This window comes from Paraburkholderia lacunae (genome assembly GCF_003353175.1).
Classification (GTDB): Bacteria; Pseudomonadota; Gammaproteobacteria; order Burkholderiales; family Burkholderiaceae; genus Paraburkholderia; species Paraburkholderia lacunae.
In genome coordinates this window covers 519,943-542,998 of the sequence record NZ_QHKS01000001.1, presented here as the reverse complement: position 1 = coordinate 542,998, position 23,056 = coordinate 519,943, and the positions used below count along the sequence as shown (strand labels likewise).

Here is a 23,056-nt window from a genome sequence, read left to right as displayed (position 1 = left end):
ATGGCTTGACGCACATGACACTTCAGCGCGGGTCTCGCATGAAAAGCGAAAAGAGGCACAGAAAAGTACGACCCAAAACAAAAAACCGCCGAGCAAGCTGGGCGGTTTTTTTGAGCCTTGAGCTAACAAGGCAAATCTGGTCGGGGTGAGAGGATTCGAACCTCCGGCCTCTACGTCCCGAACGTAGCGCTCTACCAGGCTAAGCTACACCCCGATTTGTACTGCGGACTCGATTCAGACTATTCCGGCGTTTCAGTCTCGTTCAAGACTGTCTTGCCGTCGAGTAAGAACATAATTCTAGCAGGCTTTCTTTGTAAATGGAATCGGGAAACGAAGAAATTGCGGCGGCGGCCGCCTGGGCTTCCTGTTTCGCGCATTCGAGCGTGTGATCCAGCGCGCCGGAACGTGTGATGGCCTCGAAAATCGTGTCGAAACGGTCGGTTCCGCCGTGTTCGATCGCCTCGCGTGCTAGCGCCGACTGCTCCGGCGTGCCGCGTTCGATCAGATAGATCAGCGGGAGCGTGGGTTTACCTTCGCGCAGGTCGTCGCCCGCGTTCTTGCCCATCGATTCCGCCGTACCCGTGTAGTCGAGCCAGTCGTCCATGATCTGGAACGCTGTGCCGATGCGCCGGCCGAATTCTGCCGCCGCGGCTTCGGTTTTCGCATCCGAGCCGGCCAGCACCGCGCCGAGCTGGGCGGCGGCTTCGAACAGTTTGGCCGTTTTGTAGCGGATCACCTGCATGTAGCGCCCTTCGTCCACGTCGGCGTCGTGCATGTTCAGCAGTTGTAGCACTTCGCCTTCGGAGATGATGTTGGTCGCCTCCGACAGGATTTCCATCACGCGCATCTTGCCTACGCCGACCATCATCTGGAACGAGCGCGAGTACAGAAAGTCGCCGACCAGCACACTCGCCGCATTGCCGAACAGCGCGTTGGCGGTCTGCCGGCCGCGCCGCAGATCGGATTCGTCGACTACGTCGTCGTGCAGCAGCGTGGCCGTATGGATGAATTCGACCACTGCGGCCAGTTCATGCCGATGTCCGGTGGTTTCACCCAGCGCGCCCGCCACCAGCAGCAGCAACGCGGGCCGCAGCCGCTTGCCGCCGGCGCTGATGATGTACTCGGAGATCTGATTGATCAGCATCACGTCGGACGCCAGACGGTGCCGTATGACGCGATTGACCTGCTGCATGTCTTCGGCGATCGGAGCGAGCAGGCTGGCGGCGTTGGAGGAGGGGGTGGCAGTCGACGACATGATGGCTGAATTGGGTAGTGCCGCGAATTATAAGGCGAATCGCGACAGTTCCGGGTCGCAGGCTGTGGCGCGCCGTAACGCGGGCCACGGCAAGGGCGTGCGCCGGTGCCGTACGGCGGCTGGGCGGCGGGTTCGGCGCCTTTCAACGAGTTTTGACCGCGCAGCTAACTCTATGTATAATCACGGGTTTCCGCGCGCGGTGCGTGGGAAAAATGAACACAGAGTGAGGTTCTCAATGTACGCGGTCATAAAAACCGGTGGCAAGCAGTATAAAGTTGCCGTCGGCGAAAAACTTAAAGTAGAACAGATACCGGCAGACATTGACGCTGAAATCACGCTCGACCAGGTTCTCGCAGTGGGCGAAGGCGAATCGATTAAGTTCGGTACGCCGCTGGTCAGTGGGGCTTCCGTCAAGGCTACCGTCGTGTCGCAAGGTCGTCACGCCAAAGTGACCATCTTCAAGATGCGTCGCCGGAAGCACTACCAGAAGCATGGCGGCCACCGCCAGAACTATACCGAACTGCGCATCGACGCGATCAACGCGTAAGCGCACCGGTTAAGGAGCAAATCAAATGGCACACAAAAAGGCAGGCGGATCGTCCCGGAACGGCCGCGACTCTGAATCGAAGCGTCTCGGCGTGAAGGTTTACGGCGGTCAGGCCATCAACGCTGGCGGCATCATCGTGCGTCAACGTGGCACGCGTATGCACGCTGGTGAAAACGTCGGTATCGGCAAGGATCACACCTTGTTCGCGTTGACGGACGGCCACGTCCAGTTCTCGACGAAAGGCGCAGCGAAGAAGCACATGGTCAACGTCGTCCCGGCAGCAGTCTGAGTTTAATCAGGCACGGGCTTCAGGACCGGAAAAAGGCCCCGCGAAGTTAGCGGGGCTTTTTTTATTGCAGCGCTTTTCGCCGGACGAATACGCCGGACGAGTTCGCGAGATTGAGTCGGCCATGGCGGTGCGGCTAGCCGAACAGCTGATTGATCAGCCCGCGGCGGGCACGGCAAAATGGCAGTATCCAACAGTATCAAACCTGGCAGCACCATCTGGCAGTACACCACGGGACGGAGTTACGCATGAAGTTCATTGACGAAGCGAGGATTGAAGTCATCGCCGGCGACGGAGGGGATGGCAGCGCGTCGATGCGCCGCGAGAAATTCGTTCCGTTCGGCGGCCCGGATGGCGGCGACGGCGGCCGGGGCGGCAGCGTGATCGCGGTGGCAGACCGCAACATCAACACGCTGATCGACTACCGCTACGCGAAAAAACATATGGCCCGCAACGGCGAAAACGGCCGCGGCGCGGACTGCTACGGCAAGGGCGGCGACGACATCACGTTGCGCATGCCGGTCGGCACTACCATTACGGACATGGAAACCGGCGAGCTGATCGCCGACCTGACCGAGCACAATCAGAGCGTGCAGATCGCGCAAGGCGGCGCAGGCGGCCTCGGCAACCTGCATTTCAAATCCAGTACGAACCGCGCACCGCGTCAAAAGACCGACGGCAAGCCCGGCGAGCGCCGCATGGTTCGCCTCGAATTGAAGGTGCTGGCCGACGTCGGCCTGCTCGGCATGCCGAACGCCGGCAAGTCGACCTTCATTTCGTCGGTGTCGAACGCGAAGCCGAAAATCGCCGATTACCCGTTCACCACGCTCGCGCCGAATCTCGGCGTGGTGCGCGTCGGACCGAGCCGCAGCTTCGTGATCGCCGATATTCCTGGGCTGATCGAGGGCGCGGCGGAAGGCGCTGGCCTCGGTCATCAGTTCCTGCGCCATTTGCAGCGCACCGGTTTGCTGCTGCACATCGTCGACCTTGCGCCATTTGACGAGGCGGTCGATCCGGTCGCGGAAGCCAAGGCAATCGTCAACGAGCTGCGCAAGTATGACGAGCTGCTGTATGAGAAGCCGCGCTGGCTGGTGCTGAACAAGCTCGACATGGTGCCTGAAGACGAGCGCGAAGCGCGCGTCGCGGCATTCCTCGAAGGCTTCGGCTGGGACGGTCCGGTGTTCGAGATTTCGGCGTTGACTGGCCAGGGTTGCGAGAATCTTTGCTATGCGGTGTTCGACCACATCGCCGCGCATTCGGACGCGCAGCGCGCGGCCGAAGCCGAAGACCTCGCCGCCGACGTGCGTTTTCGCGACAAGCCGGAAGCACCGGCCGCTGCGGCGCCTGACAGCGTCGACCCGCAGGAATAACAAGCCTGAGCGCCGGCGGTACGTCAAAGAGGCTGCCGGCAGACACCACGCGTTATCTTGGGAGACCGCGCACAATGCGTTCCGTCATCGCAGATTCACGGCGATTGGTAGTGAAAGTCGGCTCGAGCCTCGTCACCAACGACGGGCGCGGCCTCGATCATGCTGCTATCGGCCGCTGGGCCGCGCAGATTGCGGCGCTGCGCGCGCAGGGCAAGGAAGTCGTGCTGGTCAGCTCGGGCGCCATCGCTGAAGGGATGCAGCGGCTCGGCTGGACCCGGCGGCCACGCGAAATCGACGAACTGCAGGCGGCCGCGGCCGTCGGTCAAATGGGCTTGGCGCAGGTCTACGAGAGCCGCTTTGCCGAGCATTCGATCCAGACCGCACAGATTCTGCTGACGCATGCCGATCTGGCCGACCGCGAACGCTATCTGAACGCGCGCTCCACGTTGCTGACCCTGCTGCGCTTGGGCGTCGTGCCGATCATCAACGAGAACGACACTGTCGTGACCGACGAAATCAAGTTCGGCGACAACGACACCTTGGGTGCGCTTGTCGCGAACCTGATCGAAGGGGACGCGCTCGTTATCCTCACTGATCAGCAAGGTCTTTTCACCGCTGACCCGCGCAAGGATCCGAGTGCCACGCTTGTCCAGCAAGCCGACGCCGGCGCGCCGGAACTCGAAGCGATGGCCGGCGGCGCGGGCTCGAGCCTCGGCCGTGGCGGCATGCTGACCAAGATTCTCGCCGCCAAGCGCGCGGCGCACAGCGGCGCCGACACGGTGATCGCGAGCGGTCGCGAAGCGGATGTGTTGTCGCGACTCGCCTCGGGCGAAGCGATCGGCACGCAGCTGATTGCGCGCACCGCGCGGATGGCGGCGCGCAAGCAATGGATGGCGGATCACCTGCAGGTGCGCGGCCACGTCGTGATCGACGACGGCGCGGTCGAGAAGTTGACCGAGGGCGGCAAGAGCTTGCTGCCGATCGGCATCGTCGGCGTGCAGGGCGCGTTTGCGCGCGGCGAAGTGATCGCGTGTCTGAGCGTCGCCGGGCGGGAAGTCGCGCGTGGTCTGACGAACTACAGCAGCGCGGAAACCAAGCTGATCCAGCGGCGTCCGAGCGGCGATATCGAATCGGTACTCGGCTACATGCTGGAGCCGGAGTTGATTCACCGCGACAACCTCGTGCTGATCTGATCCACCGCCGCCGCAGGGCCTGCTCTGCATACAAAAAAGCCGTTCCAGCGTGAGCCGGAACGGCCTTTTTACTTCTGCGAAGCGTCGCTCAGATGTGAAGAACGCTCGAAAAAACGTCTCAGCGGATCGTTGAGGTCGCCGTGCGCTTGTTGCGGATGTTCTCGACGATCTGCTTCGCGCTGCCCGTGGGTATCTTGTTCGCGCACATATAATCCTGGTACAGCGCCGCCTGATAGGCGTTCAGCGCGCCGTTCTCGATGCGCGTGAAGTCATTCGCGACAGCTCTGTCCCAGCCGTCGTGATCCGCGTTCAGGCCCGCATATAGACGCCATTCGTAGGTATCGCAGCGAATCCCCTCGTAATTCACATTGCGCGCGCCGCTGGGGCTCGTCACGACCACGGTATAGCGCACCACGCCGTCGGTGCCGACGCTAAGCGCGTTTTTGTCGACCGAGAACTGCAGCGGCGTGTTGCCGGAAACCTCGAAGGGCAGCAGGTTCGAGTCTTGCGGCAGCGGCGGCAAGGTGTCCACCTTGTTTTCAACCCAGGTAGTCTGCCGGTCCAGCAGATAGGTGAACGCGCTGTCGTCTTTATTGGTTGATTTACCGGCGCTCGAACAGCCAGCCAGCAGAGCGCCGGTGGCGACGCACGCCACGACGAGAGCAAGTGCTTTCAATATGATTTCCTCGAAACACCGGCGCGGCTGTCGAGCCGCGCCAGCAGAGGCGGCATGGACAGCCGCATAGATTGTTAACTGCGCACGCCTCTTCGAAAGAGCGAGCCGGCGGTTTCGCGCTCCGGTTCGTCTTCTTGACCCGACGCGGCACCCACTTCGGTTTCCGACCCGGAGCCCGGCACGCAATCGGACACGATCGACGTCGTGTGAATCGATGTTTCGATGCTAACGGACGTTACCGTCATCACCGTCGAATCCGGCGGACCTTCCATCGACGACGCTATCCGGGGATAACGCGGCCCATGGTGCCCGCCAGGTTTTTCCGCACGCGGCGCAGTCCGGCGCATGAAACGGGATAGCTCCGTCAGCGCCAACTGATACACATCCCGCTTGAACTCGATCACACAGTCGAGCGGCACCCAGTACTCGTTCCAGCGCCACGCATCGAACTCAGGGTGGTCGGTGGCACGCAAGCAGATGTCGCAATCGCGTCCAACCATCCGGAGCAAAAACCAGATTTGTTTCTGGCCGCGGTAATGACCGCGTACTTCGCGCTTGATGAACTTGTCAGGCACCTCATAACGCAACCAGTCGCGCGTGCGACCGATCACCTTGACGTGCTCAGGAAGCAGGCCGGTTTCTTCGTGTAACTCCCGATACATCGCTTGCACGGGGGTCTCACCGTACTTGATGCCCCCTTGCGGAAACTGCCAGGAATGTTCACGGAGCCGCTTGCCCCAAAACACCTCGTTGTGCGCGTTCAAGAGGATGATGCCGACGTTCGGGCGAAAGCCTTCACGATCCAGCATACAACCACCTTCGAATCCTTTAAAATTGCTTTGATTATAAACAGATAACGGTCCCGACGCACCGATTCGCACCAGAATGGAACGATTCGCCGCAAAAGGGCCGCGTTTGCGGTAGCCTGTCAGTCTTTCCGTGCCTTACCCCTTGCTACAAGGGCTTTGCGCGGCAGCGTCGGCGCCGTGGTCTGGCGGGCCTGCGCCGGGTCTGCGTTGATTCCCCACCGTTTTCACCTTTCGGGCGGTCCCTCCGGAGCCGCCGCTTTTGGAAAATCTGAATGAAAGCTTCCCGTTTCTTTATCGGCACCCTGAAAGAAGCGCCCGCCGACGCCGAGATCGTCAGTCACAAGCTCATGGTGCGCGCCGGCATGATCCGCCGCGTCGCCGGCGGCATCTATAACTACCTGCCGGTCGGCCTGCGCTCGATCCGCAAGGTGGAAGCCATCGTGCGCGAAGAAATGAACCGGGCAGGCGCGATCGAGTTGTTGATGCCGGCGGTGCAGCCGGCTGAACTGTGGCAGGAGTCGGGCCGCTGGGAAAAGTACGGCCCCGAACTGCTGCGCATCAAGGACCGCAAGCAATCCGATTTCGTGATCGGACCGACCCACGAAGAAGTGGTGACGGACATTGCGCGTAACCAGATCAAGAGCTACCGCCAGTTGCCGGTGAACTTCTACCAGATCCAGACGAAGTTCCGCGACGAAATCCGTCCGCGTTTCGGCGTGATGCGCGGCCGCGAGTTCATCATGAAAGACGCGTATTCGTTCGACAAGGACCCAGAAGGCCTGCGCGAGACTTATCGCAAGATGTACAACGCCTACGTGCGCATCTTCACGCGCCTCGGTCTGGACTTTCGCGCGGTGGCGGCGGACAACGGTTCGATCGGCGGCAGCGGCTCGCATGAATTCCACGTGATCGCCGAGACCGGCGAAGACGCGATCGCCTACTGCCCGACTTCCGACTTCGCGGCGAACGTCGAAGCTGCTGAAGCACTGCCGCTCTACAAGGAGCGCGCAGCGCCCGCCGAGGAAATGAAGAAGACCGCAACGCCCGGCAAGGCCAAGTGCGAGGCCGTGGCTGAACTGCTGAACATTCCGCTCGAGCGCACCATCAAGTCGATCGTCCTCGCCACGGAAAACGAAGGCGCCGAGCCGACTATCTGGCTGCTGATGCTGCGCGGCGATCACGATCTGAACGAGATCAAGGCGAGCAAGCTGCCGGGTCTGGCCGAATTCCGCATGGCCACTGAAGCCGAGATCGTCGAGACCTTCGGCACGCCGCCGGGTTACCTCGGCCCGATCAACACGAAGAAGCCGGTCAAGGTGGTTGCGGATCGCACGGTCGCGAACATGAGCGACTTCGTGGTCGGCTCGAACGAGATCGATTACCACACAACCGGCGTGAACTGGGGCCGCGATCTGCCGGAACCGGTGGTCGCCGATATCCGCAACGTGCAGAAGGGCGATCCGTCGCCGGACGGCAAGGGCGTGATCGACATCTGCCGTGGCATTGAAGTCGGCCACGTGTTCCAGCTCGGAACGAAGTATTCGGAAGCAATGAACGCGACGTGCCTCGACGAAACCGGCAAGCCGCAGCCAATGGAAATGGGCTGCTACGGCATTGGCATCACGCGTATTCTCGGCGCGGCGATTGAACAGAATTTCGACGACAAGGGCATCATCTGGCCGGAATCGATCGCCCCGTTTGAAGTCGTGTTGTGTCCGATGGGATATGACCGCAGCGACGCCGTGCGCGAGCAGGCCGACAAGCTGTACGCGGCCTTGGTTGAAGCGGGCATCGACGTGATCCTCGACGATCGCGGCGAGCGACCGGGCGTGATGTTCGCCGACTGGGAGCTGATCGGCGTGCCGCATCGCCTGGTGATTGGCGATCGCGGTCTGAAGGAAGGCAAGCTCGAATACCAGGGGCGTCGCGATGTCGAAGCGACGCTGCTGCCGGTCGAAGACGCCGCGCAAACGGTGATCGGGAAGATCCGCGACGCGTTGACGCATTAAGCGGAGCGGACGGTGGAGTACACCTTCCTGTCCGCCACGGTCCTGCTGCTGCTGATCACCGACCCGCTCGGCAATATTCCGATCTTCATCAGTTGTCTGCGTGGCGTGGCGCCGAAGCGGCGCACGGTCGTCATTCTCCGTGAGGTGGCGATCGCCTTCGCGATCCTGCTGGTCTTCATGGTGGTCGGCGACCGGTTCCTGCGCATGATGAACCTGACGGATCAGTCGTTGCGCATCGGCGGCGGGATCGTGCTGTTTCTAATCGCGCTCCGGATGGTGTTTCCGCATCCGGACGGTCCGCTTGGCGGCGACACGCGCGGCGGCGAACCGCTGATCGTCCCGCTCGCCATTCCGGCTCTGGCGGGTCCGTCGGCGCTGGCGACGGTGATGCTGCTGACGTCGCAGGCGCCTGGCAAGATGTTCGAGTGGATCGGTGCCTTGACCGTCACGATGATCGTCTGCGCGATCGTGCTGATGCTCGCCGAGCGGATTCAGAACTGGCTGGGCGAGCGCGCGATGATGGCGTTCGAGCGGCTGATGGGGCTCGTGCTGGTGGCCATCTCGGTCGAGATGATACTCGGCGGGATTCGAACCTTCGTGCACCAGCTATGAAACGCGCGTCACCGTCACACAGCCAATAAAAAAAAGCGGCCTGCAAATGAACTGCACCCCAAAAGTTTGACACCGATCCAACCTTTGGGGTGCAGTTCAAAAAGGCCGCTTTTTTTGTCGCCGCGACTTCAGCCGCAAGCATGTACAAACTGGAAACTCACGCCCCTTCGGTCAACGCGCGGATGGTCGGCAGGTTGCGCCAATAGCCTTTGGCATCCATTCCGCAGCCGAACACATAGCGGTCCGGCACTTCGAAGCCGCAGTAATCCGGGCGCAGCGGCTTGGCCTTCGGAATGATCTTCTCGCACAGCACCGCGCTCAGGAAGCGCTTCGCGCCCATTTCGAGGATGCGGTCGCGGATCGCGGCCATCGTCTCGCCTTCGTCGAGAATGTCGTCGAGCACCAGCACCACGCGATCCTTCACCGACTCGGCCGGCGCCACGCGCCACTGCATCTCGTTGCCGCCCTTGGTGGTGTTGCGGTAGCGGGTCAGGTGGATGTAGTCGAACTCGAGCGGAAAATCGAGGTGCGGCAGCAGCATGCCGGTGAACACCGCCGCGCCGCCCATCACCGACAGCACGAGCGGGAAGTCCTCGCTCATTTCGTCGCGGATGGCGGCCGCCATGCCGCTGATCGACGCGTTGACGTCGTCGGCCGAAACGATTTCTTCGGAGTGGCTAAAAATGTGGAGAGCTTCTTCGCGGTTCATGACGTCTGACGGGCGATAACTGTATATATAGTGTGGGTGAGAACGGCGGTACGCGGTACAGAATAAACCCGCACAAACCTGGAGTCAGCCGCGCGAGCCGTTCATGTACGGCATCGCGGGCGCCGCCGTCTTGGTAAAGCTTAGCGCATGCCGGGCAACATGCCCTTCATTCCGCGCATCATCTTCTGCAGATTGCCGCCCTTGAGCTTCTTCATCATCGTGCGCATCTGGTCGTATTGATTCAGCATGCGGTTGACTTCCTGCACCTGCACGCCCGCGCCCGCGGCGATGCGGCGCTTGCGGGTGGCCTTGATGAGTTCGGGTTTGGCGCGCTCCTGCGGTGTCATCGAATTGATGATGCCTTCCATGCGGCGCATCTGCTTCTCGGCCTGGCCCATGTCGGCGCCCGCGGCGGCCTGCTGGAACTGCGCGGGCAGCTTGTCCATCAGCGTGGACAGGCCGCCCATATTCTTCATCTGCGAGAGTTGCGCGCGGAAGTCGTTAAGGTCGAAGTCGCCGCCTTTCTTGACCTTGTCCGCGAGTTTCTGCGCGGCTTGCACGTCCACACCGCGCTGCGCTTCTTCGACAAGGGCGAGAATGTCGCCCATGCCGAGAATCCGGTTCGCCATACGGTCCGGATAGAAGACTTCGAGGCCATCGAGCTTTTCGGCGACGCCGACGAACTTGATCGGCTTGCCTGTTACATGACGCACGGAGAGCGCCGCGCCGCCGCGCGAATCGCCGTCGAGCTTGGTAAGCACAACGCCGGTGAGCGGCAGCGCGTCGCTGAAGGCCTTGGCGGTGTTCACCGCATCCTGACCCAGCATCGCGTCGACCACGAACAGCGTTTCCGCCGGCTTCAGCGTGCTGTGCAGCGCCGCGATTTCCTGCATCATCGCTTCGTCGATACCGAGACGGCCGGCTGTGTCGACCAGCAGCACGTCATGGTAGTGGCGCTTGGCCCAATCGACCGCGGCGCGCGCGATATCGACCGGCTTCTGATCCGGTTCGGACGGGAAGAACTCCGCGCCGACCTGCTCGGTCACCGTCTTCAACTGCGCGATAGCGGCCGGGCGGTAGACGTCGCACGAAACGGTCAGCACTTTCTTCTTGTACTTCTCGCGCAGCAACTTGGCGAGCTTGCCGACCGTGGTGGTCTTACCGGCGCCTTGCAGACCCGCCATCAGGATGACGGCCGGCGGCGTGACGGCGAGATTGAGTTCGGCAGCCTTGCCTTCGTAGTCGCCGCCGATCACCGCGGTCAGCTCGCGCTGCACCACGCCGACCAGCGCCTGACCCGGCGACAGGCTGCTGATGACTTCCTCGCCGAGCGCTTTTTCCTTCACCTTGGCGATGAACTCGCGCACGACGGGCAGCGCCACGTCCGCCTCGAGCAGCGCCAGGCGCACTTCGCGCAGCATTTCCTGGGTGTTCGCCTCGGTGAGCCGGGCTTCGCCGCGCAGCGTCTTGACGACGCGCGCCATCCGTTGAGTGAGATTGTCGAGCATGGGGAGCGATGAACAGTGCGGCCCGGGCAGCGCGCGAAGTGGAAGACGTCGCGGAGCAGGGGCCTAGTGTAAACTTCGAATATGGATATTGTACTGTATGCCCTCACCGCGCTCCTGTACGGCGGTCTCGCCGTCGCCGGCTGGCGCTCGCACCGGCACGCCGCCGTGCGCCCCATGCTCGGGAGCGTGCCGCCGCTGCCGGCCGGCGCGGGCATGCCGGCTTCAGCGGCTTCATCGGCCGCCTCAGGCATGAGCACGTCGGGCCGCGCGCTGCTGTTCGTCGCGCTGCTCGCGCACGGCGTGCTGCTGCATACCACCATCTTTCCTCAGAACGCGATGGTGTTCGGCTTCGCGTTCGCGCTGTCGGCGATGTTCTGGCTCGGCGCCGGCATCTATTGGATCGAGAGCTTTTTCTTTCCGCTCGACGGGCTGCGCCTGCTGGTGCTGCCGCTCGCCTGCGTGGCGTCTTTATTGCCGCTCGCGTTCAGCGGCGTGCGTGTACTGCCGTATTCGGCCGCGCCGATGTTCAAGCTGCACTTCCTGATCGCCAACATCGCGTACGGTTTGTTCGCGATCGCGGCGCTGCACGCGATTCTGATGCTGATGGTCGAGCGCCGGCTGCACGCGATGCGCGGCGGCCTCGCGCAGCGGCATGCGGCCGCAGCGGGGAACGGCTGGCTATCCAGTTGGCTCGATACCTTGCCGCCGCTGCTGACGCTGGAGAAGCTGCTGTTCCGTCTGATCGGCGCGGGCTTCGTGCTGCTTACGCTCACCCTGGTCTCGGGCATCCTGTTCAGCGAGCAACTGGTCGACCGCGCATTGCGGCTCGATCACAAGACCGTCTTCGCGATTCTTTCCTGGGTGATGTTCGGCGCGCTGCTGACCGCGCGCAAGGTGTCCGGCTGGCGCGGCCGTGCGGCGTTGCGCTGGGTGCTGGCGTCGTTCGTCGCGCTGTTGCTGGCGTATGTCGGCAGCCGTTTCGTTTTCGAGGTGCTTTTGCACCGTGCCGTAGTGTGAGTGTCCTATGCGACAAATTTTCTTGCTGATCCTGTTGTTCATCGTCGGCCAGTGGCTGGTGAAGGCGCTGCGTCGTCATGAAGCGCACTCGGCGCAGCGCGCCGGCGCTGGCGCGAATGGTGCCGCGGGTGCAAAAGGCTCGAATGGCGGCGCGCATGGGTCCGCTGGAGCGCAGCCGCAACTCGCCGAGCCGATGATCCGTTGCGTCGAGTGCGGCGTGCATGCGCCGAAGAGCGATTCGGTCGTGGTGAACGGGCAGCCGTTCTGCAGCACCGCGCACGCGCAGCGTCACAGCGCGCGGCCGACGGGCCGCGACGCTCGATGAGCGTCGAGTTCACCGTCGATGCAGACGGTTGGGTTGCCGCCGCACACAAACTGCCATCGCCGAATTTCGAGGCGCGGCCCGCCGGTGCCGCGCCGACGCTGATCGTCATCCATAACATCAGCCTGCCGCCCAACGAGTTCGGCGGCACGGCGATCGCCGAACTGTTCCAGAATCGCCTCGACTGCGATGCCCATCCGTACTACGACACGCACCTGCGAGGCGTGCGGGTGTCGGCGCATTTCGTCATTCACCGCGACGGCGTGCTCGAACAATATGTGTCGTGCGACGAGCGCGCCTGGCACGCCGGGCCGTCGAATTTTTTCGGCCGCGAGCGCTGCAATGATTTCTCCATCGGCATCGAGCTGGAAGGCAGCGACACGACGGCCTTCGAAGCGGCGCAATACCACACGCTCGGCGCGCTCGTGAGGGCGCTCGAGGCCCGCTATCCGGTCGAAGCGCTCGCCGGTCACTCGGACATCGCGCCCGGTCGCAAGACCGATCCAGGGCCGCATTTCGAGTGGCAGCGTCTGCAGCGCGACACCGCGCTCGCGGATCGGTATTTCCCCTATCTCAAGTTTTCCAAAACGCCGTAACGACCCTTCGCGCGAGTTCGCGTGATGCGAGCAGAGCTAGGCGCGGCCTTGCTCTCCGGGGAGTCGGCTTCGCGCCGCGGGATCTAAAAGTCAACCCCGAAGGCGCAAATAAATCGATTTGATCTGTCCTGAAACTCCACTATACTTGGTGCCAGAAATTCAGTTCCGCACTACATATTGTGTTGCTGAGTGTATTGACAAGCGTGCTGACAAGCGGCGCCCCGCTCCCTGAGCATGGCGCCGCAAGCATTCCAGGCAGCGAAAAACAATCCCTGCGGCACGGCTGGTAACGGGAACCGGCAGCGTCCAGAGGCATTCGGGAAAAGGGCACAGCAAGTGATCGCGACACACACGATGAAGACCGTTTTCAAATCAAATTCAGCTTCATCGCTATCGCATCCCGCCACCCGGCTCAGCCGGCCTTTTTCCTGCACCCCATCGCTTGCGCACGCGGCGGCGCAGCGTTCGTTTTAATCCGCGGCTTTCACCGCAACATTTCCAAGACCAGGAGCTTTGCACATGCAAACCACCGACAACGTGACGACCCGGTACGAGGGCTCACCGACTGGCCAGGCCTTTGGCCAGGCACAAGGCGCACAAGCGCTCGCGCCGCAAGCGACGTATGCCGACTACAAGGTGATCCGCCGCAACGGCAGCGTGGTGTCGTTCGAGCCGTCGAAAATCGCCATCGCCGTGACGAAGGCATTTCTGGCCGTCAACGGTGGTCAAGGCGCGGCGTCGGCACGGGTGCGCGAACTGGTCGAGCAACTTACGCAGAGCGTGGTGCGCGCATTGCTGCGCAGCCGCCCGAACGGCGGCACGTTCCATATCGAAGACATTCAGGATCAGGTCGAACTCGCGCTAATGCGCGGCGGCGAGCACAACGTCGCGCGTGCGTACGTGCTGTATCGCGAAAAGCGCACTCAGGCGCGCGGTCATGACGAGCAGGCAGCCGGCGGCGCGCCGGGCCTGAACGTCACCGACAACGGCGTGACGCGTCCGCTGGATATGGCTGCGCTGCGCGGCATCATCGAATCCGCTTGCGCGAACCTGGGCGACGCCGTGAGCGCCGAGCCGATCGTCGCGGAAACGGTGAAGAACCTGTATGACGGCGTGCCGATGACCCAGGTCTACGACTCGGCGATCCTGGCCGCCCGCACGATGATCGAAAAAGACCCGGCCTACAGCCAGGTCACCGCACGCATCCTGCTGCACACGATCCGCCGCGAGATCCTCGAAGACGAAGTCACGCAAGCGGAAATGGGCGAGCGCTATGCCGAATACTTTCCGCAGTTCATCAAGCGCGGCGTGCAAGCCGAGCTGCTCGACGACAAGCTGCTGCAGTTCGACCTGAAGCGCCTCGGCGCCGCGCTCGACAACAACCGCGATCTGCAATTCGGCTACCTCGGCCTGCAAACGCTGTATGACCGTTACTTCCTGCATCACGACGGCGTGCGTATCGAAATGCCCCAGGCATTCTTTATGCGTGTCGCGATGGGTCTGTCGCTGAACGAGATCGACCGCGAAGCGCGCGCGATCGAGTTTTACAACGTGCTGTCGAGCTTCGACTTCATGTCGTCCACGCCCACTTTGTTCAACTCGGGCACGCGCCGCTCGCAACTGTCGTCGTGCTACCTGACGACGGTCGACGACGACCTCGACGGCATCTACGAAGCGCTGAAGGAAAACGCGCTGCTGTCGAAGTTCGCCGGCGGCCTGGGCAACGACTGGACGCGCGTGCGTGCGCTCGGCTCGCACATCAAAGGCACCAACGGCAAGTCGCAAGGCGTGGTGCCGTTCCTGAAGGTCGTCAACGACACGGCGGTCGCTGTGAACCAGGGCGGCAAGCGCAAAGGCGCGGTGTGCGCGTACCTGGAAACGTGGCACCTGGACATCGAGGAATTCCTCGAGCTGCGTAAGAACACCGGCGACGACCGTCGCCGCACCCACGACATGAACACGGCGAACTGGATTCCCGACCTGTTCATGAAGCGCGTGCACGAAGGCGGCGACTGGACGCTGTTCTCGCCGTCCACCTGCCCGGACCTGCACGACAAGTTCGGCGCCGAGTTCGAAACGGCTTACACGGCTTACGAAGACAAGGTCGCGCGCGGCGAGATCAAGCTGTTCAAGAAGATCCCGGCGGCGCAGCTGTGGCGCAAGATGCTGGGCATGCTGTTCGAGACCGGTCACCCGTGGATCACGTTCAAGGATCCGTGCAATGTGCGCTCGCCGCAACAGCACGTCGGCGTCGTCCACTCGTCGAACCTGTGCACGGAAATCACGCTGAACACCAGCGACGCCGAAATCGCCGTCTGCAACCTGGGCTCGGTGAATCTTGTTGCCCACTTGAAAGCACAGGCCGACGGCACCCTGGTGCTCGACCACGACAAGCTGAAGCGCACCGTCAGCGTGGCGATGCGCATGCTCGACAACGTCATCGACATCAACTACTACGCGGTCGCCAAGGCACGTAACTCGAACCTGAAGCATCGTCCGGTCGGCATGGGCATCATGGGCTTCCAGGACTGCCTGCACCTGCTGCGCACGCCGTACGCGTCGGAAGAGGCGGTCAAGTTCGCCGACACGTCGATGGAAGCGGTCTGCTACTACGCGTACTACGCGTCGACCGAACTGGCGCAGGAGCGCGGCCGTTACTCCAGCTACCGCGGCTCGCTGTGGGATCGCGGCATCCTCCCGCAAGACTCGGTGAAGCTGCTGGCCGAAGCGCGCGGCGGCTATGTGGAAGTCGACTCGAGCGAGTCGATGGACTGGACCGAATTGCGTTCGCGCATCGCCACCTACGGCATGCGCAACTCGAACTGCGTCGCGATCGCGCCGACGGCGACGATCTCGAACATCATCGGCGTGTCGGCTTGCATCGAACCGACCTTCCAGAACCTGTACGTGAAGTCGAATCTGTCGGGCGAATTCACGGTGGTCAACGACTACCTGGTGCGCGACCTGAAGGCGCGTGGCCTGTGGGACGAAGTGATGGTTGCCGACCTGAAGTACTTCGACGGCACCCTCTCGCGCATCGACCGCATCCCGGCCGACCTGCGCGCGATCTACGCTACGGCGTTCGAGGTCGATCCGAAGTGGCTGGTCGAAGCGGCGTCGCGCCGTCAGAAGTGGATCGACCAGGCACAGTCGCTGAACATTTACATGGGCGGCGCGTCGGGTAAGAAGCTCGACGAGATCTACAAGCTCGCCTGGGTGCGCGGCCTGAAGACGACTTACTACCTCCGCACGATGGCGGCGACCCACGTCGAGAAGTCGACGGTGGCGCACGGCGCGCTGAACGCGGTGTCGTCGGGTGGCGGCGAAGGCTCGGGGGGGGGCGGCGGCGGCGCGGCCGGTGGTTTCAGCGTGAGCGGCGGTGCTGCGGGTGGCACGGCAGGCGGCATCCAGGCAGCAGCGGTAGCGCCGGCAGTCGCGGTTGAAGCAGCGCCGGAAGCGGATGGTCCGGTGTGCATGATGCGTCCGGGCGACCCTGGCTTTGAAGAGTGCGAGGCTTGCCAGTAAGCAGGAAGCAAGCAGCAGGATCGCTGCCTGCTGACGGGTCGTAGGTAATGACCCGCATGCGGCGAGCAGCGAGCTTCGCGTGAGTGAAGCAGTAGCGAAGCGGATGAGCGGTGCGGCGATGAGGATGGAGTCGCGCCGCTCGTCGAAACCGCGGCAGCAGATTGAAGTAGCTGAAGGACGCGGAAGGAAGTAGCAAAGCGGTAGATCAGATCAGCAGTCAGCAGTCGGCAGCACAGACGAAGCGCTCGACGTCGGGCGCTCAGCAAACGGCTCGATCGATGGATCGATCGCGACACGGCCGGCCCTATGCATTGCTCGACATTGCATTGAACTTCACCTCGCTAGCGCTGACGAAGCGGCCAACGCCAGGCAAGCGCGACGAAAGCGCGACGCCAGCGCGAGGCAGCAGGAAGCAACCGCAAGACGGTGCAAGCACGCTCCGCAATACAGATAGATAGAGCAGCGAAACGTCGCTTCGACACGTTGCTCTTCGAGCTCGCGAAGCGCCTCGACGACACGCGTTCAACACACCTCACATGAGGCGACACACACAGTCTGTTGAACAAAGTGTTGTATGAACGTAGCAACGCGAATCGAAAACAGGATTTTTCATCAGCGGACTCTTTTATCGCTCGTGAAAAGATGGTACAAACCGTTCTAAATTGATGGTGACATTTATGCTCAACTGGGATGACGAGATCACTGCCGTAACTCCCTCGAGCGCTACGCAACAGAATGTGTTGCGCAACGCTGCGGGATCGGCTGTCGGTTCGCAAGTCGGAACGCGTTCCGCTCCTCATGCTCCCTCGGCTCACGATATCTTCGCGAACGACATCGCTGTCGCTCCCGTCGCTCATGTGGCCCATGCTGCTGAAGCGGCTGCCGTTTCGGAAGCGCGGGTCAATGTCGCCGACAAGCGCATCATCAACGGCCAGACCGACGTCAATCAGTTGGTGCCGTTCAAGTACAAGTGGGCTTGGGAAAAGTATCTGGCTGGTTGCGCCAACCACTGGATGCCGCAGGAAGTGAACATGTCGCGCGACATCGCCCTCTGGAAAGACCCGAACGGTCTGACCGAAGACGAGCGCCGCATCGTCAAGCGCAACCTGGGCTTCTTCGTGACGGCTGACTCGCTGGCCGCCAACAACATCGTGCTGGGCACCTACCGCCACATCACGGCGCCCGAATGCCGCCAGTTCCTGCTGCGCCAGGCGTTCGAAGAGGCGATCCACACGCACGCTTACCAGTACATCGTCGAATCGCTGGGCCTCGACGAAGGCGAGATCTTCAACGCGTATCACGAGGTTTCCTCGATCCGCGCAAAAGACGAATTCCTGATTCCGTACATCCACGTGCTGACCGATCCGGCCTTCAAGACCGGCACGCTCGAGGCAGACCAGACCCTGCTGCGCTCGCTGATCGTGTTCGCCTGTGTGATGGAGGGACTGTTCTTCTACGTCGGCTTTACACAAATCCTGGCGCTCGGCCGTCAGAACAAGATGACCGGCGCGGCGGAACAGTACCAATACATCCTGCGCGACGAGTCGATGCACTGCAACTTCGGCATCGACCTGATCAACCAGATCAAACTCGAAAACCCGCAACTCTGGACGGCTGAGTTCCGCGCGGAAATCCGCGAGATCTTCCAGCAAGCGGTCGAGCTTGAATATCGTTACGCAGAAGATACGATGCCGCGCGGGGTGCTCGGCCTCAACGCGTCGATGTTCAAGAGCTATCTGCGCTTCATCTGCAACCGCCGTTGCCAGCAGATCGGTCTCGATCCGCTGTACCCGAACGAGGAAAACCCGTTCCCGTGGATGAGCGAGATGATCGACCTGAAGAAGGAACGCAACTTCTTCGAGACGCGAGTGATCGAATATCAAACTGGCGGCGCGCTGACCTGGGAGTGATCCGGGTTCGTGTCGCAGATGCATTCATCGATGGGGATGCCGTCGGCAAGGGCCGCGGCAAATTTGGCTAGGAGCAGAACCGCCTGATGCAAAGCTTGCCCGGTGCGCCGCGTGCCTTCGCGGCCCACAAACATGACAGGCACTTTGCGAACCCTTCAGTGGGATGGGCAAACTTCCCCCCGGAAAAAGCCGCTGGCGCGACCGCCGGCGGCTCGATCAAGCAATTGCCGGCGCTGAGTTTCAGCGCCGACCAGATCTGGCGCGCGGTGCCCAAGGGCACGGCGCGCCTTACCGCATTCATTAGCGTAAGCGCGCAGCACCTGCGTACGCCGATGAATAGCCCGCTTCGTAGCGCGCGCCCTGAGAAGCGTCCGCGGGAAGCGGGTTTTGACGAAGGGTGTAGTTTGAACTGACTCTCATCTGAAAACCTGAAGGAGAAAATGATGGCAACTGCAAAGAAAGCCGCCGTGAAGAAACCCGCAGCCAAGAAGGCTGCACCGGCTAAGAAGGCCGCTCCGGCAAAGAAAGTCGCTGCAAAGAAAGTGGCAGTGAAGAAGGTTGCAGCGAAGAAGGCAGCACCGGCCAAGAAGGTTGCAGCGAAGAAAGCTGCACCGGCCAAGAAGGTTGCAGCCAAGAAAGTCGCTGTGAAGAAGGTTGCAGCGAAGAAGGCAGCACCGGCTAAGAAAGCCGCCGTGAAGAAGGTTGCAGCAAAGAAGGCAGCGCCGGCCAAGAAGGCCGCAGCAAAGAAGGCAGCACCGGCTAAGAAGGCTGCTGCGAAGAAGGCTGCGCCTGCTAAGAAGGCTGCTGCCAAGAAAGCTGCGCCTGCGAAAAAGGCTGCTGCTAAAAAGGCTGCGCCTGCCAAGAAGGCTGCCGCGAAGAAGGCCGCAGCTCCTGCGAAGAAGGCTGCCCCTGCGAAGAAGGCTGTCGCCAAGAAGGCTGCCCCTGCACCCGCTGCGACTTCTGTCTCGAGCGCACCGGCGGCGACGGTGAAGACCGCGCTGAACCCGGCAGCGGCATGGCCGTTCCCGACGGGCAGCCGTCCGTAAGAGGTGGAAGTACTTCGACACGTCGCACGACGTGTCCGATGATCGAGTAGTGCTTAAGTAACAGTGTGACGAGCGCTACTCGGTCAGCGTCCCGTCGCCGGGTTTCCGGCGGCGGGATTTTTTTCGTCTGGTGGAAGCGTGCGCGTCACGGCTTCAAAGTGCATGGACGAAAAAAACGCATGCACAGGGGAGCGCATGCGTGTGAGGTCGCCGCGGCGGTGCGTGAAGCGCTGCCGCGCGAGAGGGGAAAACTTAGTGGGTGACGCGCGTCACGCCGCCGCTGGACAGCAGCCGCACGCGGTCGCCGGCGCGGAAGAATTCACCGGTGGCGCTTTGCGTGATCGCACGCATATCGCCGTTATCGAGTCGCACCGTGATCTCGACGCCGTTGCGCACGGCGACGCCGTTCTCGATCGAATTGCCGGCCACCGCACCGGCCAGACCGCCGATGATGCCCGTCACAATCGAGCCGCGGCCGCCGCCGATCGAGCTGCCGGCCACCGCGCCCAGTGCGCCGCCGCCGATGGCGCCCAAGCCGCTCGGCTGGCCGTTGTTCGAGCTGATCTTCACTGCGCGAACGCTGTCGACCGTGCCCATGCGGACCGTTTCTTCGCGCTGTGCCTGCGACGCCGTGTAGACGTCAGCAGAACTACTGTTGTAGGCACACCCCGACATGGCCAGCGAACCGGCGATCAAGGCAGCCACTACCGGGCGACTCATTGCTTTCATTCCCTCACTCCAATAGCTCTCGGTATTACGGCAGGTCGTAACCAAACGCCTGCTTGAACCGGTCGTTGATCTCCGCCCGGGTGGGCGCGTAGTTTTGCGGGCCCTGGTGTTCGATCTTCAGCGCGCCCATCAGGCTCGCGAGACGGCCGGTGGTGGCCCAGCCGAGCTTGTTCTCGATACCGTACAACAAACCGCCGCGAAACGCGTCACCGCAGCCTGTTGGGTCGAGCACTTGCTGTGCCTTGACCGCCGGAATCTCTTCGACGCCGCCGGCGTGATGGATCTGTGCACCGTGTTCGCCTAGCGTGACGATTAGCGCATCGACCTTGCTGGCGATTTCTTCGATCGACCAACCCGTTTTATTGCTCACCAGTTTAGCTTCGTAATCGTTGACAGCTACATAAGTAGCAAGTTCAATCATGCGCCGCAGCGCCGCGCCGTCGAAGAGCGGCAAACCTTGGCCCGGATCGAAGATGAACGGCACGCCCGCTGCGGCCAGGTGCTCCGAATGCTGGATCATGCCGTCGTAGCCATCCGGCGCGACGATGCCGAGCGTAATGCCCTTGGCCTCATCGGCGCGGTTCAGGTGCGATTGCAGCATCGCGCCCGGGTGGAACGCCGTGATCTGATTGTTTTCCAGATCGGTGGTGATCATCGCCTGCGCCGAGTAGGTGTCCGGCACCACGAGTACGTTTTCCGTCGACAGGCCGAGTTGCTCGAAGCGGTCCATATACAGCTGCGAATCGGTCGCGCCGAGCGTGCCCATGATGCGCGCGTCGCCGCCCAGCAGATGCAGCGAGTAGGCGATGTTGCCCGCGCAGCCGCCGAACTCGCGGCGCATGGTCGGCACGAGAAAGCTCACGTTCAGGATGTGGACCTGCTCCGGCAGGATGTGCTCCCGGAAGCGGCCTTCGAAGGTCATGATGTTGTCGTAGGCGAGCGAGCCGCAAATCAGCGTAGCCAAGGCGAGCGTTCCTGTAAAAATCGGTAAAGAGAAAGGGCGCGACGATGTGACAGCGCCGCGCATGAAGCGCGGCGCCGGGGGCTCGTGCGCGAAGGTTTTACTTCAGCGCGGCAAGTGCTGCGTCGTAGTTCGGCTCGTTCTTGATTTCGCCGACCAGCTCGGCGTGCACGACCTTGTCGTTCTCGTCGACCACCACCACGGCGCGCGCCGTCAGGCCCGTCAGCGGGCCGCTCGTCACGTCGACGCCGTAGGCTTGCGCGAAGTCATGGCCGCGGAACGTGGACGCCGTCACGACGTTCTCGATGCCTTCGGTCGTGCAGAAGCGCGAAGCGGCGAACGGCAGGTCGCCCGACACGACGATCACGGCCGTGTTGGTCAGCTTGGCGGCGGCTTCGTTGAACTTGCGGGTCGACGTCGCGCAGGTCGGCGTGTCGAGGCTCGGGACGATGTTCAGCACCTTGCGCTTGCCGGCGAAATCGGCGAGCGAGACCGGCTTCAGATCCTTGCCGACCAGCGAGAAGGCGGGCGCTTTGTCGCCCACCGACGGGAACGTGCCGGCTACTTCGATCGGGTTACCACCCAGCGTGACTTGACTCATGTTGCTGTGCTCCGAAAATTCGTCAGAAATGACGGTGAACGCGCCCGATCAATGCCGGGCGCACGAGTGCGCGTTACGGATAGAAAATCTGAACGCGGAAATTGGAGGCGACCGCATTGCCCGTGTCGAGGTGCACGATCATGGTTTGAGTCGTGTGCGGCGGCAGACCGGCCGCGATCGGCGTGCCCGGCGCGACGTAGTCTTGCGGCCACAGTATGCGGCGCACAGCGACATTGTTCTGGTCGTCGAGCAAAGTGAGTTCGATGGCCGGGTAGGCTAGCGCAATATTGAAGCGGTTGCGCAGCGGCATCTTCAGTTCGAGCTTGTGCGGACCGTCGATCTGCCGCAGATCGGACGGCTCGACCTGCAAGCCGTCAATGTCGTGCGGCGGCGCAACCTGGCAGCCGAGCTGCGCACAGGCTTTCACATATAGCGATTGCGAGCGCGGCAAGTTGACCATCACCGTCTCGCGCTGCCACCAGGCGAGTTGCGCGAGCAGCGCGACGGCCAGCAGCCCCGTCACCACGGATCCGACAATGATCCACCCGAGCCGGCGCGGCTCAGTGGGGCGCGTTTCGCGTACCACGGGGAACGGATCGATGCCGTCATGCACCGGGTGGACCGTGAAGGGCTCGCCACTGGACGCAGCCGCGGCGCCGCCAGCCATGTTCGATCCGCTCGCGCCGGAGCCGGCCGCACCTGGGCCGGCCGCGCCGGAGCCGGCCGCGCCGATATACGGCTCGCTGTCGGGGATGCCGTGCAGCCAGGCGGATTCCTTGAGAACCGGTTCGTCGACGGGATGTTCGGAAGAGCGCTCAGTCTTGTGCCACACCCGCGGCGCGTCCTCTGCCGGCGGCTCGATCTCGTCGGCGGCGGGTTCGGGCGGTGGGCTGGCGAACACCGGTTCGTGATCGGGCGGGAGCGGCGCCGTGAAGGCGCTGGACGGCAATTCGGGCTCGGTAGCGTGGCGCGGCGTGATCGCGACGCCCGCGCCGGTCGAGACAGGATTGAGCGGCACATTGCCCGCGTTGTGACGCAGACTGCTATCGATAACGGCGTCAGGCACAGGTGCCCACGGATCCCATCCTTCGGCGCTGAAATCGGGACCGCCGGAACGAACGCCCGACAGCGCCTCGATCGCCGCTGCTGCGGCGACCGGCTTGGCGGTGGAGAAGTCGCCGCCTTCGGCCAGTTCGAACAGGCTGCTCGACGCGTCGAACACTTCATTGCAATGCCCGCAGCGCACGAGGCCGCGGCGCAGAGCGAGCTGCGCCGGCTGCAGGCGAAAGACGGTTTCGCAGAAAGGGCAACGCGTCGCCAGGAGCATATTGAGCCGGTAAGCCGAAAGGCTGTTGGTTGGACAATACGCCTTATT

At 62.6% G+C, this 23,056-nt stretch carries 22 protein-coding genes and 1 tRNA gene; 13 read left to right on the top strand and 10 right to left on the bottom strand.

Features of this window, described 5'->3' with window-relative positions:
* Positions 1–137: 137 nt before the first annotated feature.
* A tRNA-Pro gene (locus DLM46_RS02640) sits at positions 138–214 on the bottom strand.
* 48 nt (positions 215–262) lie between these two features.
* Entirely contained in the window at positions 263–1,255 is a 993-nt protein-coding gene (locus DLM46_RS02635) for a polyprenyl synthetase family protein (RefSeq protein WP_115099161.1), read from the bottom strand.
* A gap of 235 nt (positions 1,256–1,490) precedes the next feature.
* On the opposite strand from DLM46_RS02635, the gene rplU reads away from it, so the two are divergent.
* From rplU to proB, 4 genes are all read left to right on the top strand, one after another.
* Positions 1,491–1,802 (top strand): 50S ribosomal protein L21, encoded by a 312-nt coding sequence (gene rplU, locus DLM46_RS02630; protein WP_007180329.1) that lies wholly within the window; start codon positions 1,491–1,493, stop codon positions 1,800–1,802.
* Positions 1,803–1,827: 25 nt separating this feature from the next.
* Positions 1,828–2,091 (top strand): 50S ribosomal protein L27, encoded by a 264-nt coding sequence (gene rpmA, locus DLM46_RS02625; RefSeq protein ID WP_020071242.1) that lies wholly within the window; start codon positions 1,828–1,830, stop codon positions 2,089–2,091.
* 245 nt (positions 2,092–2,336) lie between these two features.
* Entirely contained in the window at positions 2,337–3,458 is a 1,122-nt protein-coding gene (gene cgtA, locus DLM46_RS02620) for an Obg family GTPase CgtA (protein ID WP_115099158.1), read from the top strand.
* 74 nt (positions 3,459–3,532) lie between these two features.
* Positions 3,533–4,651, top strand: coding sequence for a glutamate 5-kinase (proB, locus tag DLM46_RS02615; protein ID WP_115099155.1), 1,119 nt, complete (start codon positions 3,533–3,535; stop codon positions 4,649–4,651).
* A 118-nt stretch (positions 4,652–4,769) separates the two neighbouring features.
* On the opposite strand, the gene DLM46_RS02610 is transcribed toward proB, so the two are convergent.
* Together DLM46_RS02610 and DLM46_RS02605 are read right to left on the bottom strand one after the other, a co-directional pair.
* Positions 4,770–5,327: a CNP1-like family protein gene (locus tag DLM46_RS02610; RefSeq protein WP_115099152.1), complete on the bottom strand. Its 558-nt coding sequence runs from the start codon at positions 5,325–5,327 to the stop codon at positions 4,770–4,772.
* Between the two features lie 74 nt (positions 5,328–5,401).
* A complete protein-coding gene (locus DLM46_RS02605; RefSeq protein ID WP_115099150.1) occupies positions 5,402–6,136 on the bottom strand; it encodes an RNA pyrophosphohydrolase in 735 nt (244 codons plus the stop codon).
* Positions 6,137–6,408: 272 nt separating this feature from the next.
* Here DLM46_RS02605 and DLM46_RS02600 point away from each other — a divergent pair, with 272 nt between their 5' ends.
* Entirely contained in the window at positions 6,409–8,145 is a 1,737-nt protein-coding gene (locus DLM46_RS02600; RefSeq protein WP_115099148.1) for a proline--tRNA ligase, read from the top strand.
* A gap of 12 nt (positions 8,146–8,157) precedes the next feature.
* Positions 8,158–8,757 carry a MarC family protein gene (locus DLM46_RS02595; protein WP_115099146.1) on the top strand — a complete coding sequence of 200 codons (600 nt, stop codon included), beginning with the start codon at positions 8,158–8,160 and terminating at the stop codon, positions 8,755–8,757.
* Between the two features lie 157 nt (positions 8,758–8,914).
* Here the strand turns inward: DLM46_RS02595 and DLM46_RS02590 are convergent, their stop codons facing one another.
* Together DLM46_RS02590 and ffh are read right to left on the bottom strand one after the other, a co-directional pair.
* Positions 8,915–9,466 (bottom strand): hypoxanthine-guanine phosphoribosyltransferase, encoded by a 552-nt coding sequence (locus tag DLM46_RS02590; RefSeq protein WP_115099144.1) that lies wholly within the window; start codon positions 9,464–9,466, stop codon positions 8,915–8,917.
* 140 nt (positions 9,467–9,606) lie between these two features.
* Positions 9,607–10,974: a signal recognition particle protein gene (ffh, locus tag DLM46_RS02585; protein WP_115099142.1), complete on the bottom strand. Its 1,368-nt coding sequence runs from the start codon at positions 10,972–10,974 to the stop codon at positions 9,607–9,609.
* A gap of 81 nt (positions 10,975–11,055) precedes the next feature.
* Between ffh and DLM46_RS02580 the strand changes: the two genes are divergently transcribed.
* The 7 genes from DLM46_RS02580 (at position 11,056) to DLM46_RS02550 (ending at position 19,390) form a co-directional block, all read left to right on the top strand.
* Entirely contained in the window at positions 11,056–11,991 is a 936-nt protein-coding gene (locus DLM46_RS02580; RefSeq protein WP_115099140.1) for a cytochrome C assembly family protein, read from the top strand.
* 7 nt (positions 11,992–11,998) lie between these two features.
* Positions 11,999–12,316: a PP0621 family protein gene (locus DLM46_RS02575; protein ID WP_115099137.1), complete on the top strand. Its 318-nt coding sequence runs from the start codon at positions 11,999–12,001 to the stop codon at positions 12,314–12,316.
* Positions 12,313–12,909, top strand: coding sequence for a 1,6-anhydro-N-acetylmuramyl-L-alanine amidase AmpD (ampD, locus tag DLM46_RS02570; RefSeq protein ID WP_115099136.1), 597 nt, complete (start codon positions 12,313–12,315; stop codon positions 12,907–12,909). The genes DLM46_RS02575 and ampD overlap by 4 nt, the downstream gene beginning before the upstream one ends.
* Positions 12,910–13,428: 519 nt before the next feature.
* Positions 13,429–16,434, top strand: a complete 3,006-nt coding sequence (locus DLM46_RS02565; protein WP_115099133.1) for a ribonucleoside-diphosphate reductase subunit alpha — start codon at positions 13,429–13,431, stop codon at positions 16,432–16,434.
* 677 nt (positions 16,435–17,111) lie between these two features.
* A complete protein-coding gene (locus DLM46_RS02560) occupies positions 17,112–18,344 on the top strand; it encodes a ribonucleotide-diphosphate reductase subunit beta (protein ID WP_115099131.1) in 1,233 nt (410 codons plus the stop codon).
* 86 nt (positions 18,345–18,430) lie between these two features.
* Positions 18,431–18,757 (top strand): hypothetical protein, encoded by a 327-nt coding sequence (locus tag DLM46_RS02555; RefSeq protein WP_115099129.1) that lies wholly within the window; start codon positions 18,431–18,433, stop codon positions 18,755–18,757.
* A 30-nt stretch (positions 18,758–18,787) separates the two neighbouring features.
* Positions 18,788–19,390 (top strand): histone H1-like DNA-binding protein, encoded by a 603-nt coding sequence (locus DLM46_RS02550; protein WP_115099281.1) that lies wholly within the window; start codon positions 18,788–18,790, stop codon positions 19,388–19,390.
* Positions 19,391–19,642: 252 nt separating this feature from the next.
* Here DLM46_RS02550 and DLM46_RS02545 read toward each other — a convergent pair whose 3' ends face one another.
* The 4 genes from DLM46_RS02545 to DLM46_RS02530 form a co-directional block, all read right to left on the bottom strand.
* On the bottom strand, positions 19,643–20,119 hold the full coding sequence (locus DLM46_RS02545) for an outer membrane lipoprotein (protein WP_115099127.1): 477 nt from the start codon (positions 20,117–20,119) through the stop codon (positions 19,643–19,645).
* A gap of 25 nt (positions 20,120–20,144) precedes the next feature.
* Positions 20,145–21,083, bottom strand: a complete 939-nt coding sequence (locus tag DLM46_RS02540; RefSeq protein WP_115099124.1) for a carbohydrate kinase family protein — start codon at positions 21,081–21,083, stop codon at positions 20,145–20,147.
* Between the two features lie 97 nt (positions 21,084–21,180).
* Complete coding sequence (gene tpx, locus DLM46_RS02535; protein WP_115099122.1) at positions 21,181–21,681, bottom strand: thiol peroxidase; 501 nt, start codon at positions 21,679–21,681, stop codon at positions 21,181–21,183.
* A 73-nt stretch (positions 21,682–21,754) separates the two neighbouring features.
* On the bottom strand, positions 21,755–23,008 hold the full coding sequence (locus tag DLM46_RS02530; protein WP_115099119.1) for a zinc-ribbon and DUF3426 domain-containing protein: 1,254 nt from the start codon (positions 23,006–23,008) through the stop codon (positions 21,755–21,757).
* Between the last annotated feature and the right edge of the window lie 48 nt (positions 23,009–23,056).